The sequence below is a fragment of the Spirillospora sp. NPDC049024 genome (genome assembly GCF_040649235.1).
GTDB lineage: Bacteria > Actinomycetota > Actinomycetes > Streptosporangiales > Streptosporangiaceae > Spirillospora.
Window position 1 is genome coordinate 537,368 of the sequence record NZ_JBEZFD010000001.1, and the last position, 17,746, is coordinate 555,113.

Genomic DNA, 17,746 nt, shown 5'->3' on the forward strand with positions numbered 1-17,746 from the left:
TGCATACGGAGTATGGTTAAGGCAATACCGAGTATGCATCCAGGAGGAAGTCGCAGATGAGAGGAGGCGCATCGCATCCGAAAGGCCCCTGCGTCCCAGCGGGACATACCTCGGGGAGGGCCAGGGCGGCGCCGTCCTCGGAAATGCGAAGGCGCGGGGGCCACCGGCTCCCCGCGCCTTCGCGGAACGGCTCAGTCGTTGAGCCAGCTCATCATCGGGCGCAGCTCGGCGCCCGTCTTCTCGATCGGGTGCTGGGCCAGCTCCTCGCGGTACTGCGTGAACTGCTTCTGGCCGCCCTCGAACTCGTCCACCAGCTCCTTGGCGTACTCGCCGGACTGGATCTCGCCGAGGATCTTCTTCATCGCGGCCTTGGTCTCCGGCGTGATGACGCGCGGGCCGCGGCTGTAGCCGCCGTACTCGGCGTTGTCGGACACCGACCAGTACATCTTCGAGATGCCGCCCTCGTACATGAGGTCGACGATCAGCTTCATCTCGTGCAGGACCTCGAAGTAGGCGACCTCCGGCTGGTAGCCGGCCTCGGTCAGCACCTCGAACCCGGTCTTGATCAGCTCGGAGACGCCGCCGCACAGCACCGACTGCTCGCCGAACAGGTCGGTCTCGGTCTCCTCGGTGAAGGTCGTCTTGATGCCGCCCGCGCGCAGGCCGCCGATGGCCTTGGCGTAGGACAGCACCAGCGGCCAGGCGTTGCCGGACGGGTCCTTCTCCACGGCCACGATCACCGGCACGCCGCGCCCGGCGACGAACTGGCGGCGCACGAGGTGCCCCGGGCCCTTCGGCGCGACCATGGCCACGTCCACGCCCTCCGGCGGCTGGACGAGGTCGTACCGGATGCTGAAGCCGTGGCCGAAGAACAGCGCGTCGCCCTCGACGAGGGCGGGCTTGATGTCCTTCTCGAAGATCTCCCGGTGGTGGTGGTCCGGGGCCAGCAGCATGATCAGGTCGGCCTCCTCGGCGGCCTCCGCCGGGGTGACCACGCGCAGGCCCTCGGCCTCCGCCTTCTCCCGGCTGGCCGACCCCTCGCGGAGCCCGACCCGCACGTCGACGCCGGAGTCGCGCAGCGAGAGCGCGTGCGCGTGCCCCTGGCTGCCGTAGCCGATGATCGCCACGTGCCGGCCCTGGATCACGCTCAGGTCGGCGGCGTCGTCGTAGAACATCTCAGCCACAGTGCTGTTGCCTTTCGTTGGTGTGGTTGTGCCGCCCGCGCGGACGGCCCGGGTCGCGGGTCAGGCGCTGCGCTCGATGGCGCGCAGCGAGCGGTCGGTGATGGACCGGGCGCCGCGGCCGACGGCCACCATGCCCGACTGCACCAGCTCCTTGATGCCGAACGGCTCCAGGATCCTGATGAACGCGTCCAGCTTGTCGCGGTTGCCGGTCGCCTCGATCGTGACGGCGTCGGGCGCGACGTCCACCACCTTGGCGCGGAACAGCGACACGGTCTCCAGGACCTGCGAGCGGGTCTCGGCGTCGGCGCGCACCTTGACCAGGATGAGCTCGCGCTGGACGGACGCCGAGGGGTCAAGCTCGACGATCTTCAGCACGTTGACCAGCTTGTTGAGCTGCTTGGTGACCTGCTCCAGCGGCAGGTCGGCGACGTTCACCACGATCGTCATCCGGGAGATCTCCGGATGCTCGGTGGTGCCCACCGCGAGGGACTCGATGTTGAAGCCGCGCCGGGAGAACAGCGCCGCGACCCGAGCCAGGATGCCGGGCTTGTTCTCCACCAGCACCGAGAGGGTGTGCAGGCTCATCGGGGTCAGTCTCCGTTCTCCCAGTCGGGCGCCATGTCCCGGGCGATCTTGATGTCGTCGTTGGCGGTGCCGGCCGCGACCATCGGCCAGACCATGGCGTCCTGGTGCACGACGAAGTCGATCACGACGGGGGCGTCGTTGATCTCCATGGCCTTGGCGATGACCTCGTCCACGTCCTCGGCCTTCTCGCAGCGCAGGCCGACGCAACCGTACGCCTCGGCGAGCTTCACGAAGTCGGGGATCCGCTTGGCCGAGTGAAGATTGGTGTTGGAGTAGCGCTCGTTGTAGAAGAGCGTCTGCCACTGCCGGACCATCCCGAGGTTGCCGTTGTTGATCACGGCGACCTTGACCGGGATGCCCTCGATCGCGCAGGTCGCGAGCTCCTGGTTGGTCATCTGGAAGCAGCCGTCGCCGTCGATCGCCCAGACCGTCGAGTCGGGCGCGCCGACCTTGGCGCCCATCGCGGCCGGGACGGAGTACCCCATCGTCCCGGCGCCCCCGGAGTTCAGGAACGCGCCGGGCCGCTCGTACTTGATGAACTGCGCGGCCCACATCTGGTGCTGGCCGACGCCCGCGACGTAGTACGCGTCCGGCCCGGCGATCCGCCCGATCCGCTCGATGACGTACTGCGGCGACAGCGAGCCGTCGGTGGGCGCGTCGTAGCCCAGCGGGTACGTCTCGCGCCAGGCGTCGAGCTGGCGCCACCAGTCGGTGTAGTCGCCCTTGCGGCCCGCCTCGTGCTCGTTCTGCACGGCGACGATCAGGTCGGCGATCACCTCGCGGGCGTCCCCGACGATCGGGACGTCGGCGTGCCGGTTCTTGGAGATCTCGGCCGGGTCGATGTCGGCGTGGACGACCTTGGCGTGCGGCGCGAACCCGTCCAGCTTCCCGGTGACGCGGTCGTCGAACCGGGCGCCGAGCGCGACCATCAGGTCGGAGCGCTGCAGCGCGCCGACCGCGCCGACCGCGCCGTGCATGCCCGGCATGCCCATGTGCAGCGGGTGGCTGTCGGGCAGCGCGCCCTTGGCCATCAGCGTGGTGACGACCGGGGCGCCGGTCAGCTCGGCGAGCACCTTCAGCTCGGCGGACGCGCCCGCCTTCAGCACCCCGCCGCCGACGTACAGCACCGGGCGCTTCGCCTGGACGATCAGCCGTGCCGCCTCGCGGACCTGCTTGGAGTGCGGCCGGGTGACGGGCCGGTATCCGGGGAGCTGCAGCGGGACCGGCCACTCGAACCCGACCGTGGCCTGCAGGGCGTCCTTGGAGATGTCGACCAGGACGGGCCCGGGCCGCCCTGTGCCCGCGATGTGGAACGCCTCGGCGATGGTGCGGGCGATGTCCTCTGCCCTGGTCACCAGGAAGTTGTGCTTGGTGATCGGCATCGTGATGCCGACGATGTCGGCCTCCTGGAAGCCGTCCGTGCCGATGAGCGAGGAGGCGACCTGCCCCGTGATCGCCACCATCGGCACCGAGTCCATGTAGGCGTCGGAGATCGCCGTGACGAGGTTGGTCGCGCCCGGCCCGCTGGTGGCCATGCAGACGCCCACCTTGCCGGTCACCATCGCGTAGCCCTGGGCGGCGTGGCCGGCGCCCTGCTCGTGCCGGACGAGGATGTGGCGCAGCTTCCTGGAGTCGAACAGCGGGTCGTAGGCCGGGAGGATCGCGCCACCCGGGATGCCGAACACGGTGTCGACGCCGACGTTCTCCAGGGCGCGGACCAGCGCCTGGGCTCCCGTCATCTGTTCGGTCGTCATGATTCTGCGGTTCCTTGGGGAGTGAGTGTTGGCTCGCCGGGCAACAAAAAACCCCCGCCGCCGTGAAGCGGTCGAGGGGAGGCGCGCAGGACGGAAAGCTTGGTCAGCCTGCGCGCCGACCAAGTACTACGAGGATGATGGAGGTGCTCTGCACGTGTTCACTTTCGCCGATGTCCGGCCAGCGGTCAAATCCTTGGACGCTTTGTCTCACATGTCAAGACGCCCGGGCGTCCGGAGTGGCGCGCGTCACCGCCGCCGTCACCCCGGCAGCGGGAGTGGGACGTCGCCGCCCGCGCGGTTCTGCCCGGTGAGGTTCGTCCGCACCAGCGACTCCATCCGCCGCGCCGCCATCGGGCGCGCCACGAGGAAGCCCTGGCCGCGCGGGCACCCCATCTCCCGCAGCAGCTCCAGCTGCTCGGGCCGCTCGATGCCCTCCGCGACCACGGTCAGCCCGAGGTCGCTGCCGAGCCGCACGATCGTCCGGGTGAGCAGCGTCAGCGTCTCGTCCGAGCCGAGCCCCGCCACGAACGACGGGTCGATCTTGATGATGTCGACGGGGAGCTGCCCGAGGTAGGCCAGCGACGCGTACCCGGTGCCGAAGTCGTCGATCGCGAGCCGGACGCCGAGGTCGCGCAGCTGGGACAGTCGCTCGACGTTCTGGTCGGCGTCCTCGACGAGGACCTCCTCGCGCACCTCCAGCGTGAGGGCCTGCGGCGGCAGCCCCGTCTCCGCCAGCGCCGCCGCGACCGACTCCACGAACCGGGGCGCGGCGATCTGCCGGGCGGTGAAGTTCACCGACAGGCTCACGTCCCACGAGTCGCCGCGCCAGCGGGCGACCTCCCGGCACGCCTCCCGCAGCATCCAGTCGCCGAGCGGGATCATCAGGCCGGACTCCTCGGCCAGGCCGATGAACTCCTCCGGCGGCACCGCCTCGTTCCCCCTGCGCCAGCGCAGCAGCGCCTCCACGCCGGTCACCCGGGACGTGCTCAGGTCGACGACCGGCTGGAACTCCACCGAGAACTGCTCCTCGGCGAGCGCCGCCTGCAGGTCGCTGCCGAGCTCCAGCCGCCGGACGACGTCGGCGTGCATGTGCGGCGCGTACACCTCGACCCGCCCGCCGCCGAGCTCCTTCGCGCGGGCCATCGCGAGGTCGCCGTTGCGGATCAGGTCGGCGGCGCTGCGGCGGAGCCGGCGTCCCGCGTCCGATCCGCCGCCGCTCGACTGCTCCTCGTCCCCGGCGAACGCGATGCCGACACTCGCCGTCAGCACGATGTGCTTACTGCCCACCTTGTAAGGGTCGACCGAAAGCACGCGCAGGAGCCGACCGGCGAGCTCGACTGTGGCGTGCGTCTCACGGTCGTCGGGCGGGAGCTGGACGAGGACCGCGAACTCGTCGCCGCCCCACCGCGCCACCGTGTCGTCGGCCTGGACGTTCGCGCGCAGCCGCCGGGCCGCCTGCGCGAGGACCTGGTCGCCCGCCGCGTGCCCGTCGGAGTCGTTCACGGCGGTGAAGCCGTCGATGTCCACGAACACGACCGCCGCCTTGCCGCCGGACGTCTGCCGCGACAGCACCTCCCGGGTGCGCTCCTCGAAGTAGGAGCGGTTCGGCAGGCCCGTCAGCCCGTCGTGGAACGTCAGGTGGGCGACCTGCCGCTGCAGGGCCGCCTGCTCGCTCAGGTCCCGGGTGGTGACCAGCAGCCGGGCCGGCGCCCCGTCCGAACCGCTGTACCGGGAGATCGTGGACTCGGTCGGCAGCCACGTCCCGTCCGCCGCGCGCAGCCGGCACGGCACCCGCAGGGCGTCCTGCGGCCCGACGTCGCCGGACGGCTCCTCCAGGAACTCGGTGAACACCTGCTGGACGCGCGGCAGGTCCTCCGGATGGACGATCTCGTTCAGCGGGCGGCCGAGCAGCTCGTCCGGCGTGTAGCGGTAGGTCCGCAGGGCGCCCGCGCTGGCGTACTGCACGGTGGCGTCCAGATCGCAGATGAGCACCGCGTCGTTGATGCTCTCCGACAGGGCCCGGAAGTGCTCCTCGCCGGTGTCCACGGCCCGGCGCAGCGCCTCGTTCTCCCGGATCAGCGCGGCCAGCCGCGCGAGCAGCACCAGCGCGGCCGAGCCCGCGGCGATCGAGATCGCCGGCTCCAGGCCGTCGTTGCCGGCGATCGAGTGGCCCGCGATGAACAGCGCGGCCGCGGCCGCGACCGCGGCGGGCGCGAGGCCCGGCCCGATCATGCGGCCGCACTCCTCGGCGGGGGCCGCGACGTCCTCGGGGATGTCGTCGACGGGCAGCGCCGGCTCGGCGGCCGGGCCCGTCCACGGCACCAGCAGCAGGAGCAGCAGCCCGGCGAGGCGCAGGATGTCGGAGGGGTCGTCGGCGGACCCGCCCCCGTCCAGCCGGACGAACGTGGTCACGATGTCGGCGACCGCGATGGCCGACAGCGCGCCGTACCCCATCCAGGCGAGGCGGCGGTGCCCGCGCGCCGCGCCGAGGACGAACGGCAGCGCGCCGCAGACGAACACGATGTCGATCAGCGGGTACAGCAGCTCCAGCAGGAACTCCGGCGGCGACTCCCCCGTCCGGTGGTACAGGCTCCCGAACAGCGCCACCCAGCCGAGCACGAACAGCGCGCAGGCGCAGACGTAGGTGTCGGCTGCGTAGCGCAGCCACGTCCCCGCGTCGCGCGGCAGCCTGATCGGCGCGACCAGGCCGGTGACGAGGGCGACCAGCGCGAACAGGTAGAACAGGTCGGGGACCGACAGCGACAGGGCGCTGCGGCCGGAGCCGTAGGACAGCGCGCCGCCGACCGCGCCGACGAACCAGGAGGCGGCGGCGATGCCGTACCACCGCCAGGACGCGCGCCAGATGCCGCCGGGGGCGCCGGCGGGGTCGGCCGAGGGGCCGTCCGGGCGCCGGGACGACAGCAGCAGGGAGATCGCGGCGGCGCCCGCGGCGCCGGCCTCGGTCCACGCGATGAAGGCGCGGCCGCCCCAGCCGAGCAGCGAGCCGGTGGCGTACAGCACACCGAGGATCGCCGCCAGGGCGACGGGCAGCGCACGCGGCGACACCCGCCTGGCGTAGTCGCCGCTCATCGCGCCGTGTCCCTTCCTGCCCCGATGGGCTGATCGGCCCCGGCGGAGACCGTCCGCGCCAGGGGAGATTCGGGTCCACGACCCCCACCGCCTGGATAACGGCCCGAAGGTCACGGATCGTGCCCCGCGCCGGATCGGCGCGGACCGGTCGCGAGCGCACCGGGGCCTCGCCCACCGGAGATCAGCGACGTTGCTGCACTACGGGATCACCGTGTCGCTCACTGTACGTTCGGTAGGTCACGGAGCGATTGAGGCTGAGCGACCTTCCCGCGACGAACGACCTCGTCGCGGATCCGTTTGGGACATCCGAAAGCCGATCGGCGCCGGATCGCCTCCTTGCCCGGGTGACGCTGCGTGACGAAGATCGGCATGACGGAACTCCGTGACGGGGAGACGTGTGACGGGGATCCGGGTGGCGGGGAACGGCGGGCACCCGGCATCCGTACCACCTACGGGAGGCGCTCATGCGACAGCACACGACCATCCTCGTCCCGGCCGTCCTGGTCCCGGCCGCCGCGATCCTGGCGGCCTGCTCGTCCTCGCCGTCCGGTGGCGGGGAGGGCCGGACGCCGCCGCCGGCGTCCACCGCCCCGTCCGGGACGCCGAGCGGCGCACCGGGCACGCCCCGGACCGTCGCCGACGGCCTGAAGGTGCCGTGGGCCGTGGCGTTCCTGCCCGGGGGCGACGCGCTGGTGACGGAACGGGACACCGGCCGGCTCCTGCGCGTCACGCCGTCCGGCCGCAGGACGACCGTCGGCACGGTGCCCGGCGTCGACGCGCAAGGTGAGGGCGGCCTCCTCGGCGTCGCGGTGTCCCCGTCTTTCGGCACCGACCGATTCGTCTACCTGTACTACACGGCGGCGTCCGACAACCGTGTCGTCCGCGCCACCTATGACGGCCGTCTCAGCGATCTGAAGCCGATCGTCACCGGCATCCCCAAGGGTTCCATCCACAACGGCGGGCGCCTGGCGTTCGGGCCCGACAAGATGCTCTACATCAGCACCGGTGAGACCGGCGAGGGCGGCAAGGCGCAGGACAAGAACTCCCTCGCCGGGAAGATCCTCCGCGTCACCCCCGAGGGCGCGCCCGCGTCCGGCAACCCCTTCGGTACCCGCGTCTGGACGTACGGGCACCGCAACGTCCAGGGCCTGGCCTGGGACGGCGCGGGCCGCATGTACGCCACCGAGTTCGGCCAGAACCGCTTCGACGAGATCAACCTGATCCAGAAGGGCCGCAACTACGGCTGGCCCGTGGTGGAGGGCGTCGGTCACCGCAAGGGCTTCACCGACCCGCTCCTGACCTGGACGACCGACGAGGCGTCGCCGTCCGGCCTCGCCTTTGCCGGCGGTTCCCTGTGGGCCGCCGCGCTGCGCGGCGAGCGCCTGTGGCAGATCCCGCTCAGCGGCGGCAAGGCGGAGCGGCCCATCGCCCGGTTCCAGGGCCGCTACGGACGGCTGCGCGCGGTCGTCAGGGCACCGAACGGCTCCCTGTGGGTGACGACCAGCAACACCGACGGCCGGGGCGACCCCAGACCGGGCGACGACCGCATCCTCGACGTCCCGCTCCGCTGAGCCGCCCCGGCCGCACCGGACGGATCAGGCGGCGCCGAGCTTCTCCAGGATGAGCTCGCGGGCCCGGCCGGCGTCGGCCTGGCCGCGGGTGGCCTTCATCACGGCGCCGACGAGGGCGCCGGCGGCGGCGACCTTCCCGGCGCGGATCTTGTCGGCCACGTCCGCGTTGTCGGCGATCACCTGGTCGATGACCGAGGCCAGCTCGCCCTCGTCGCTGACGACCTTCAGGCCCCGCGCGGCGACGACCTCGTCCGGGCCGCCCTCGCCCGCGAGGACGCCCTCGAACACCTTGCGGGCCAGCTTGTCGTTCAGCTCCCCCGCGGTGATCATCGCCTGCACGCGGGCGACCTGCTCGGGCGTGATCGGCAGGTCGGCCAGCTCGACGCCCTGCTCGGTGGCGCGCCGCGACAGCTCGTTCATCCACCACTTGCGGGCCGCCGGGGCGTCGGCGCCCTGCGCGACCGTCGCCTCGATGAGGTCGACGGCGCCGGCGTTCACGACGTCCCGCAGCTCCAGGTCGGACAGGTTCCACTCCCGCTGGATGCGGCGGCGGCGCGCGGCCGGAAGCTCCGGCAGCGAGGCCCGCAGCTCCTCCACCCACTCCCGGGACGGCGCCATGGGCACCAGGTCGGGCTCGGGGAAGTAGCGGTAGTCCTGCGCCTCCTCCTTGCTGCGCCCGCTCGTGGTGCGGCCGGTGTCCTCGTGGAAGTGCCGGGTCTCCTGGACGATCTTGCCGCCGGCGTCCAGCACGGCCGCCTGCCGCTCGATCTCCGACCGGACGGCCCGCTCCACCGAGCGCAGCGAGTTGACGTTCTTGGTCTCGGTCCGCGTGCCCCACTCCTGCGCGCCGCGCGGCATGAGCGAGACGTTCACGTCGCAGCGCATCGAGCCCTGCTCCATGCGCACGTCCGAGACGCCGAGCGACCGGACCAGCTCGCGCAGCTCCGTCGCGTAGGCCCGCGCCACCAGCGGGGCCCGGTCGCCGGTCGCGGGGATCGGCTTGGTGACGATCTCCACCAGCGGGATGCCGGCCCGGTTGTAGTCGACCAGGGAGTACTCGGCGCCGTGGATCCGCCCGGTCGAGCCGCCGACGTGCAGCGACTTGCCGGTGTCCTCCTCCATGTGGACGCGCTCGATCCCGATCCGGTAGGTCTCGCCCTCGACCTCGACGTCGAGGTGGCCCTCCACGCAGAGCGGCTCGTCGTACTGCGAGATCTGGAAGTTCTTCGGCATGTCCGGATAGAAGTAGTTCTTCCGGGCGAACCTGCACCACTCCACGATGTCGCAGTTCAGCGCGAGGCCGATCTTGATGATGCCCTCGATCGCGGCGTGGTTGGTGACGGGCAGCGATCCCGGCAGACCCAGGCACACCGGGCACACCTGCGTGTTCGGCTCCGCACCGAACGCCGTCGGGCAACCGCAGAACATCTTGGACGCGGTGCCGAGCTCGATGTGCGTCTCGATGCCGAGCACCGGCTCGAACTTCGCCAGCGCCTCGTCGTAGTCCATCAGGGCCGGAGTGGTCACTTCGCCTCCACCAGTTCCGGGGCCTTGGCCAGCAGCGGGCCGCCCCAGCGGTCTTCGAGGGCCCGCTCGACGGCGGCGCCGACGCGGTAGACGCGGTCGTCGCCGAGCACGGGGGCCATGATCTGCAGGCCGACGGGCAGGCCGTCCGCGAGGCCGCACGGCACCGAGATCGCGGCGTTGCCGGTGAGGTTGGCCGGGATCGTGCACAGGTCGGCCAGGTACATGGCGATCGGGTCGTCGGCGCGCTCGCCGATCGGGAACGCGGTGGTCGGCGTGGTCGGCGAGACCAGCACGTCCACCTGCTCGAACGCGGCCTCGAAGTCGCGCTTGATCAGCGTGCGCACCTGCTGTGCCTTGCCGTAGTAGGCGTCGTAGTAGCCCGACGACAGCGCGTAGGTGCCGAGCATGATGCGCCGCTTGACCTCGGGCCCGAAGCCCTCGGCGCGGGTCAGCGCCATGACCTCCTCGGCGCTGCGGGTGCCGTCGTCGCCGACGCGCAGGCCGTACCGCATCGCGTCGAAGCGGGCCAGGTTGGACGAGCACTCCGACGGCGCGATCAGGTAGTAGGCGGGCAGCGCGTACGTGAAGTGCGGGCAGGACACCTCGACGACCTTCGCGCCGAGGGACTCCAGCAGTTCGACCGCCTCGGCGAAGCGCGCGGAGACGCCCGGCTGGTAGCCGTCGCCCGCGAACTCCTTCACGACCCCGACGCGCAGCCCGTTGACGTCGCCGCGGCGCGCGGCCTCCACGACCGGCGGGACGGCCTCGTCCACCGAGGTGGAGTCCATCGGGTCGTGGCCGCTGAACGCCTCGTGCAGCAGCGCCGCGTCGAGGACGTTGCGGGCGAACGGCCCGGGCGTGTCGAGCGAGGACGCGAACGCGATGACGCCGTAGCGGGACGAGCCGCCGTAGGTCGGCTTCATGCCGACGATGCCGGTGACCGCGGCGGGCTGCCGGATGGAGCCGCCGGTGTCGGTGCCGGTGGACAGCGGCGCCTCGTACGCGGCGACCGCCGCGGACGACCCGCCGGACGACCCGCCGGGGATCCGCTCCAGGTCCCACGGGTTGCGGGACGTGAAGTAGGCGCTGTTCTCCGTGGACGAGCCCATCGCGAACTCGTCCATGTTCGTCTTGCCGAGGATCACCAGCCCGGCCTGCCGCAGCCGCGCCGTCACGGTCGCGTCGTACGGCGGCTGCCAGCCCTCAAGGATCTTGGACCCGGCGGTGGTGGGCATGTCCTGGGTGGTGAACACGTCCTTGTGCGCGACGGGGACGCCGGCCAGCGGGCCGAGCTCCTCCCCCGCGGCGCGCCGCTCGTCCACCCTGCGGGCCTGCGCCAGCGTCGTCTCGCGGTCGACGTGCAGGAACGCGTTGATCGCGCCGTCCACCGCCGCGATGCGGTCGAGGTGCGCCTCGGCCACCTCGACGGCCGACGCCTCCCCGGCGGCGATCAGCTCCCCGAGCTCCGCCGCCGTCTTCCTCACCAGCTCACTCACGGGTTACGCCTCCTCGTCCAGGATCCGCGGTACGCGGAAGCGCTGCTCCTCGGCGGCCGGCGCGCCGGCGAGGGCCTGCTCGGGCCGGAGGCACTGTCGCACCTCGTCCGTCCGGTAGACGTTGGTCAGCGGGAGCGCGTGGGAGGTGGGCGGGATGTCCTCCGCGGCGACCTCCTGCACCCGCGCGACCGCGGAGATGATCTGGTCGAGCTGGGCGGCGAGATGGTCGAGCTCATCGTCGCCGAGCGCCAGCCGGGACAGCCGGGCGAGATGCGACACCTCGTCACGGGTGATGGCGGACATTCGAGAAACCGTTCGTGCGATGAAGTGGGTTCACCGCCATCCTATGGGGCCGCGCCCCCGCGACCCGACTTGTTTATGGGGGCGCGCCCGCGAGAGGCCGGCGCGGGCCGGGGCGGGGCCGAGCAGGTCGCCCGTTTCATTCCCGCAGGGAGGGAACGCTACTTCCGTCCACCCCCGGGACGAGGAGAGGAGACCGCCGTGACCATCGGCGGCAGCATCGCCCTGATCATCATCGGCGCGATCCTGGCATACGCAGTCAACTACGACATCAGCGGCATCGACATCCGGCTGGTCGGCGTGATCCTGATGATCGGCGGCCTGATCGGCCTGGTCGTCGGCATCGTGCGGATCATGTCCGCCAGGCGCGCGGTCACCCGCCGTCCCCCGCCGGCCGCCGTGCGCGAGGAGTACTACGAGGACGACTACGAGGCCCGCCGCCGCTACTGACCGCGGGCGCCACTGACCGCGGGCACCGCCGCGAGACCCCGCGACCGGCAGCGGAGGAAGCGCCGTCTTCCAGCAGGACGACACCCTGACCCAGGGCGCCTGCGCGAAGGCGGCGCTCCGCGGCGCGAAGCCCCCTCCGCAGCAAGAGGGGTCAGGCGCCTCCGGGGGCCTTCACCGACGGGACCGCGACCGAGTACAGCCAGTCGGTCGCGGCGGCGGCGTCCATGGGGCGGCAGAAGTGCCAGCCCTGCGCGGCGTCGCAGCCCATCTCGCGGAGCCGCTCGGCGATCGCGGGGTCCTCGACGCCCTCGGCCACCGAGCGCAGGCCCAGGGTGCGGACGAGGTCGACGATCGAGCGGACGATGACGGCGTCGTCGGGCGAGTCGGCCAGCCGCCGCACGAACGAGGAGTCGATCTTGATCTCCTCGACCGGCAGCCGCTTGAGCCGGACGAGCGAGGAGTAGCCGGTGCCGAAGTCGTCCAGGCTGAGCGGGATGCCGAGCTCGGCGAGGGCGCCCACGGTGTCGGAGGCGTAGGCGGGCTCGTTCATCAGGATGCGCTCGGTGATCTCCAGCTGGAGCGCGGCGGCGGGCAGGCCGCGGGCGAGCAGGCCCTCCTCGATGACCTCGGTGAGGCCGGTGTCGAGCAGGTCGCGCCCCGAGGCGTTCACCGCGACCTGGACGGGCATGTCGGCCCGCCACCACGCGGCCGCCTGGGCGAGCGCGGCCTCCACCACGTAGTGGGTGATCGAGCGCATCAGGTAGGTCTGCTCGGCGACCGACAGGAACGCCTCCGGCTCCAGCAGGCCCTTGTCGGGGTGGCGCCAGCGCAGCAGCGCCTCCATGCCGACGAGGTGGCCGTCCCGCAGCGAGATCTTCGGCTGGTAGAACAGCTCCAGCTCGGAGCGGTCGAGGGCGCGGCGCAGGTCGCCGAGCATGCTGAGCCGCGCCGGGGAGTTGCGGTCCTTGCCGGGCGAGTAGGTCTCGACGCCGGTCCGGGCCTCCTTGGCGTTGTACATGGCCACGTCGGCGCGTTGCAGCAGCAGCTCGAAGTCGGGCGCGTGGTCGGGGAACAGCGCGATGCCGACGCTGGCCTCCAGGTCGAACGACATGCCGTCCAGCCGGACGGGTTCGGAGAGCGCGGCGCGCAGCCGGGCGGCGACCTCGCGGGCGGCGGCCTCGTCCCGCACGGTGGGCAGCAGCACCGCGAACTCGTCGCCGCCGAGCCGCGCGACGAGGTCGCCGGGGCGGACGCTGTGGGTGAGCCGGTGCGCGACGATCTGCAGCAGCCGGTCGCCGGTGGGGTGCCCGAGGGTGTCGTTGACCTCCTTGAACCGGTCGAGGTCGAGCAGGAACAGCCCGGCGCGCTGGTCGGGCGGCTCGGCCGCCTTGCGCCGCCGGGACCCGAGGCCCGCCGCGCGCGGCCGCCGCCGTTCCGCGCCGCGCGCCTCGGCGAGCGCCTCCTCGGTGCGGACGATCAGCAGCTTGCGGTTGGGCAGGCCGGTCAGCCCGTCGTGCAGCGCCTGGTGCTCGCGCCGGACCGAGACGGAGGCGTTCAGGTAGACGGCGATGAACGGCAGGACGATGAGCGGCACGAAGACGGCGGACCGGTCCATCGCGATGACCATCAGCGGGGCGAGGCCGAGCAGCGCCAGGTGCACGAGCACCTGGTAGGCGAGGTCCCAGCGGAGCGCCTTGAGGAGCGACACGCGCGAGTGCAGCGCGACGGCGGCGCCGACGAGGGTGTCGTTGCAGGCGAAGTAGACGGCGCCGGCGAGCGCGATGGCCGGCAGGTCGGAGCCGTGCGGCACCCACAGCTGCGACGGGGTCGCGACGTCGCCGGACAGCGCGAGGACGAACTGGGCGGCGGCGAGGCTGAGGGTGTACTGGGCGACGTTGAAGGCGATGCGGTGCGGGGAGCGGGCGCGGAAGATCCCGCACGTGATCACGGCGACGGCCTGGAGGGCGGCGGCGATGGGCAGCCCCGCGTACAGCAGCGCGGCGAACGAGAACGTGGTCGAGGTGGTGGCGCCGTTGTTCTCGGTGGAGCCGGGAGTGATGATCGGACGCAGTTCGCCGAAGATGATGAAGCAGCCGAGGATCCAGAAGACCGGGTTGCCGGCGAGCGCGTCCAGGTCGGCGCGGCTCAGCCCGGAGAACGCGGCGACGCCTGCGGCGAGGCCGAGCAGGATGACGACGACGAAGTAGATCCACAACGGGGAGCCACGGCGTGGCGCCGTGTTCCGCGTGTTGTTCGGGTCCTTCATCACATCCTCGGGGGGCTTCGGGGGGCCGTCCCCCGGCACCGGGCGTCCCCGACCTCGGGGGACGCCCCCCGGGTGTTACGTCCGGAGATTTCAGGTGTGGGTCGTGATGTGAGGGAGGGTACGGCCTTTGCTCAACTTCGCGAAACCGGTTGCGTACGTTCCGTTATTTCCTTTCCGCACCCGTCCCTCGTCGCTGGGTAGTGGAAGTGTACCCCTGAGTAACGCAACCCTGGTCGAAACCCCCGCAACCACACCGTGTTAGGCCTCGGCGCGCATAGTTACGTTTTTGGCCGCATCTGGCCCATCGGACAGCAGGACCCGGAAGCCCTCCTCTTCCAGGACCGGTACGCCCAACTTGACTGCCTTGTCGTATTTCGACCCGGGACTGTCGCCGACGACCACGAAGCCCGTCTTCTTCGACACCGACCCGGACACCTTCCCGCCGAGCCGCTGCACCGCCTCGGTCGCCGAGTCGCGGCTGAACCCCTCCAGCGACCCGGTGATGACCACCGTGACGCCCTCCAGCGGGCGCGGGCCCTCGGCGCCCTCGTCCTGCATCCGGACCCCGGCGGCCCGCCACTTGTCGACGATCTCGCGGTGCCAGTCCTCCTCGAACCACCTCTTGATCGACGCGGCGATGGTCGGCCCGACGCCGTCGACCGCCGCGAGCTCCTCCTCCGTCGCGCCGGCGATCGCGTCCATCGAGCGCATCTCGCGCGCGAGGTCCTGGGCGGCGGACGGCCCCACGTGCCGGATCGACAGCGCCACCAGCACCCGCCACAGCGGCTGCCGCTTGGCCTTCTCCAGCTCCTCGAAGAGGATCTCGACCGTCTTCTTCGGCTCGCCCTCCTTGTTGGCGAAGAACGACACCACCTTCGGCTCGCCGGTCTTCGGGTCGGTCTTCACCGTCCCGGTCCGCTGGTCGAGGACGAGGCTCCTGATCGGGAGCAGCCGGTCGACCGTGAGGTGGAACAGGTCGCCCTCGTTCTTCACCGGGGGGTCGCTCGGCTCCAGCGGCTGGGTGAGCGCGGTCGCCGCGACGTAGCCGAGCGCCTCGATGTCGAGCACCTTGCGGCTCGCCAGGTAGAACAGCCGCTCGCGCAGCTGGCCTGGGCAGCTCCTGGCGTTCGGGCAGCGGATGTCGACGTCGCCCTCCTTCTCGTACGCCAGCTCCGTCCCGCACTCGGGGCAGGTCTCGGGCATCGTGAACTCGCGCTCGGAGCCGTCGCGCAGCCCCGTCACCGGCGCGACGATCTCGGGGATGACGTCGCCCGCCTTCCGCAGCACGACCGTGTCGCCGATCAGGACGCCCTTGCGCTTGACCTCGCTCGCGTTGTGCAGCGTCGCCCGCTCGACCGTGGACCCCGCCACCTTGATCGGCTCCATCACCCCGTACGGGGTGACGCGCCCCGTACGGCCCACGCCGACCTTGATGTCGAGGAGCTTGGTGTTGACCTCCTCCGGCGGGTACTTCCACGCGATCGCCCAGCGCGGCGCGCGGCTCGTCGAGCCGAGCCGCCGCTGCAGCGCGAACTGGTCGACCTTGACCACGACGCCGTCGATCTCGTACGCGGTGCCGTGCCGGTCGTCGCCGTACTCCGCGATGTACTCGCGGACGGCGTCGAGCCCGCCGACGACCTTGTAGCGGTCGCTGACCGGCAGGCCCCACCCGCGCATCAGCTCGTAGGCGCCGGACTGGCTGTCGGGCTGCTTCCCGCCCCGCCACGCGCCGAACCCGTGGACGAGCATGCCGAGCGGCCGGTGCGCGGTGACCCGCGGGTCCTTCTGCCGCAGCGAGCCCGCCGCCGCGTTGCGCGGGTTGGCGAAGGGCTCCTTGCCCGCCTCCAGCTGGGCCGCGTTGACCTGCTCGAACCCCTCGACCGGCAGGAAGACCTCGCCGCGGACCTCCAGCACGTCCGGCCAGCCGTCGCCCGCGAGCCGGGACGGGATGTCGGCGATGGTGCGGACGTTGTTGGTGACGTCCTCGCCGGTGCGCCCGTCGCCGCGGGTGACCCCGCGCGTGAGCCGCCCCTTCTCGTAGGTCAGCGCGATCGCCAGGCCGTCGATCTTCAGCTCGCACAGGTAGCCGGCGACCTCGCCGACCTCCTTGACGACGCGCTCGTCCCAGGCGAGCAGCTCGTCGGCGCTCATCGCGTTGTCGAGGCTCTGCATCCGCTCCAGATGCTGGACCGTCGCGAAGTCCGTGACGATGGGCGCGCCGACCTTCTGCGTCGGCGAGTCGGGCGTGACCAGCTCGGGATGCCGCTCCTCCAGCTCGCGGATCTCCCGCATCATCCGGTCGTAGTCGGCGTCGGAGAGCGTCGGCTGGTCGAGGACGTAGTACCGGTAGTTGGCCTCGTCGAGCCGCTCGCTCAGCTCCTTGTGGCGCTGCCGCGCCTCGGTCGGAACGCCGTCGCTCATGGTCATGCCCCCATTCTCGCCAACGGGACCGACAATATGAGCCCTCGGCGCGCCCTCCTAGAGGGCGGCTTCGTACAGCATCCGGGCCGTGTCGCGGCAGCGCTTGAGGGCCGTGCGGACGTAGCGCGGCGACGCGCCGGCCATCCCGCACGCCGGAGTGACCACGACCTGCTCCGCCAGCCGATCGGCCGGGAACCCGAGCCGCCGCCACAGGTCCCGCACCGGCTCGGCGGTCTCCTTCAGGGACGGCAGCGCCGCGTCGGTCGCGGGCACCGCGCCGAGGAGCAGCCCGATCCCCGCGTCGATCGCCTCGCCCACCGCGTCGTCGTCGCGCTTCGGCACCAGCCGCAGGTCGACCGAGAGCGCCTTCGCCCCGGCGCCGCGCAGCAGCCCGTACGGGACGTTCCGGGCGCAGCAGTGCACGACGGGGTAGGCGTCCGCCGCTTCGATCACCGCGCGCAGGGCCTCCTCGGCCACCGGCTCCTCGATCGCCCGGAGCCGCGAGAACCCGCTGGCGGTCGGGACCGTCCCGGCGAGCGCGGCGGGCAGGCCGGGCTCGTCCAGCTGGAGGACGACCTGCGCGGCGGGCAGCCGCCGCCGGACGTCCGCGACGTGCGCGGCGACGCCCTCGGCCAGCGAGGCGACCAGGTCGCGGACGGCGCCCGGGTCCTTCAGCGCCCGGTCGCCGTGCCGCAGTTCGATCGACGCGGCCAGCGTCCACGGGCCGCACACCTGGATCTTGAACGGGCCGTCGTGGCCGCCCGCGACCTCCTCCAGGACGTCCAGGTCGCGGGCGAGGTGGTCGCGGGAGCGCAGCGTGTCGCGCCCCGGGCGGTCGGAGAACCGCCAGCCGGACGGCTCCAGGTGCACGGGCATGTCGACCAGCAGCCCGGCGGTCCGCCCCGCGAGGTCGGCGCCGGGGCCGCGCGCGGGCAGCTCGGGCAGGTGCGGCAGCTCGGGCAGCTCGCCGAGGACGACCCGCAGCGCCTCGGCGGGGTCGTCCCCCGGATAGGACCCGACGCCGGTCGCCGTCCCGGCCTGCCACGGATAGCTCGTCACCCTGGAAACCCTATCCGCGCCGCGATCGGCTAAGCGCCGCGAC

General features: G+C 72.1%; 12 protein-coding genes. 2 read left to right on the forward strand and 10 right to left on the reverse strand.

All coding sequences use genetic code 11. From position 1 onward, the window contains the following. Positions 1-191 precede the first annotated feature (191 nt). The 4 genes from ilvC to AB0C21_RS02615 form a co-directional block, all read right to left on the reverse strand. Entirely contained in the window at positions 192-1,175 is a 984-nt protein-coding gene (gene ilvC, locus AB0C21_RS02600; protein ID WP_500202305.1) for a ketol-acid reductoisomerase, read from the reverse strand. Positions 1,176-1,244: 69 nt separating this feature from the next. Beyond that, positions 1,245-1,769 carry an acetolactate synthase small subunit gene (ilvN, locus tag AB0C21_RS02605; RefSeq protein ID WP_141577682.1) on the reverse strand — a complete coding sequence of 175 codons (525 nt, stop codon included), beginning with the start codon at positions 1,767-1,769 and terminating at the stop codon, positions 1,245-1,247. A gap of 5 nt (positions 1,770-1,774) precedes the next feature. After that, entirely contained in the window at positions 1,775-3,646 is a 1,872-nt protein-coding gene (locus AB0C21_RS02610) for an acetolactate synthase large subunit (protein ID WP_268843212.1), read from the reverse strand. Positions 3,647-3,781: 135 nt separating this feature from the next. Then, the gene (locus tag AB0C21_RS02615) at positions 3,782-6,613 is read right to left on the reverse strand and encodes a putative bifunctional diguanylate cyclase/phosphodiesterase (protein ID WP_500202306.1); all 2,832 of its coding nucleotides are present in this window, start codon (positions 6,611-6,613) and stop codon (positions 3,782-3,784) included. 464 nt (positions 6,614-7,077) lie between these two features. Here AB0C21_RS02615 and AB0C21_RS02620 point away from each other — a divergent pair, with 464 nt between their 5' ends. Then, complete coding sequence (locus AB0C21_RS02620; protein ID WP_500202307.1) at positions 7,078-8,184, forward strand: PQQ-dependent sugar dehydrogenase; 1,107 nt, start codon at positions 7,078-7,080, stop codon at positions 8,182-8,184. Positions 8,185-8,208: 24 nt separating this feature from the next. Here the strand turns inward: AB0C21_RS02620 and gatB are convergent, their stop codons facing one another. From gatB to gatC, 3 genes are read right to left on the reverse strand one after another with little or no spacing between them, the layout of a single operon-like run. Then, on the reverse strand, positions 8,209-9,693 hold the full coding sequence (gene gatB / locus AB0C21_RS02625; RefSeq protein WP_500202342.1) for an Asp-tRNA(Asn)/Glu-tRNA(Gln) amidotransferase subunit GatB: 1,485 nt from the start codon (positions 9,691-9,693) through the stop codon (positions 8,209-8,211). A 14-nt stretch (positions 9,694-9,707) separates the two neighbouring features. After that, positions 9,708-11,207, reverse strand: a complete 1,500-nt coding sequence (gene gatA, locus AB0C21_RS02630; protein WP_500202308.1) for an Asp-tRNA(Asn)/Glu-tRNA(Gln) amidotransferase subunit GatA — start codon at positions 11,205-11,207, stop codon at positions 9,708-9,710. A gap of 3 nt (positions 11,208-11,210) precedes the next feature. Continuing rightward, on the reverse strand, positions 11,211-11,510 hold the full coding sequence (gene gatC, locus AB0C21_RS02635) for an Asp-tRNA(Asn)/Glu-tRNA(Gln) amidotransferase subunit GatC (protein ID WP_089312976.1): 300 nt from the start codon (positions 11,508-11,510) through the stop codon (positions 11,211-11,213). A 198-nt stretch (positions 11,511-11,708) separates the two neighbouring features. Between gatC and AB0C21_RS02640 the strand changes: the two genes are divergently transcribed. Continuing rightward, positions 11,709-11,957, forward strand: a complete 249-nt coding sequence (locus AB0C21_RS02640; RefSeq protein WP_353821310.1) for a DUF6458 family protein — start codon at positions 11,709-11,711, stop codon at positions 11,955-11,957. Between the two features lie 151 nt (positions 11,958-12,108). Here the strand turns inward: AB0C21_RS02640 and AB0C21_RS02645 are convergent, their stop codons facing one another. The 3 genes from AB0C21_RS02645 to AB0C21_RS02655 all read right to left on the reverse strand — a co-directional run bounded on the left by AB0C21_RS02645 (position 12,109) and on the right by AB0C21_RS02655 (position 17,703). Then, positions 12,109-14,223: a putative bifunctional diguanylate cyclase/phosphodiesterase gene (locus AB0C21_RS02645; RefSeq protein WP_500202309.1), complete on the reverse strand. Its 2,115-nt coding sequence runs from the start codon at positions 14,221-14,223 to the stop codon at positions 12,109-12,111. A gap of 258 nt (positions 14,224-14,481) precedes the next feature. Next, positions 14,482-16,650 (reverse strand): NAD-dependent DNA ligase LigA, encoded by a 2,169-nt coding sequence (ligA, locus tag AB0C21_RS02650; protein ID WP_353821309.1) that lies wholly within the window; start codon positions 16,648-16,650, stop codon positions 14,482-14,484. 51 nt (positions 16,651-16,701) lie between these two features. Then, the gene (locus AB0C21_RS02655) at positions 16,702-17,703 is read right to left on the reverse strand and encodes a methionine synthase (protein WP_500202310.1); all 1,002 of its coding nucleotides are present in this window, start codon (positions 17,701-17,703) and stop codon (positions 16,702-16,704) included. Positions 17,704-17,746 lie beyond the last annotated feature (43 nt).

Excerpts from the sequence above, each read along its gene's own strand:
- ilvC (WP_500202305.1), bottom strand. The coding sequence starts at position 1,175 with ATGTTCTACGACGACGCCGCCGACCTGAGCGTGATCCAGGGCCGGCAC.
- ilvN (WP_141577682.1), bottom strand. The coding sequence starts at position 1,769 with ATGAGCCTGCACACCCTCTCGGTGCTGGTGGAGAACAAGCCCGGCATC.
- AB0C21_RS02615 (WP_500202306.1), bottom strand. The coding sequence starts at position 6,613 with ATGAGCGGCGACTACGCCAGGCGGGTGTCGCCGCGTGCGCTGCCCGTC.
- AB0C21_RS02620 (WP_500202307.1), top strand. The coding sequence starts at position 7,078 with ATGCGACAGCACACGACCATCCTCGTCCCGGCCGTCCTGGTCCCGGCC.
- gatB (WP_500202342.1), bottom strand. The coding sequence starts at position 9,693 with ATGGACTACGACGAGGCGCTGGCGAAGTTCGAGCCGGTGCTCGGCATC.
- gatC (WP_089312976.1), bottom strand. The coding sequence starts at position 11,510 with ATGTCCGCCATCACCCGTGACGAGGTGTCGCATCTCGCCCGGCTGTCC.
- AB0C21_RS02645 (WP_500202309.1), bottom strand. The coding sequence starts at position 14,223 with ATGAAGGACCCGAACAACACGCGGAACACGGCGCCACGCCGTGGCTCC.
- ligA (WP_353821309.1), bottom strand. The coding sequence starts at position 16,650 with ATGACCATGAGCGACGGCGTTCCGACCGAGGCGCGGCAGCGCCACAAG.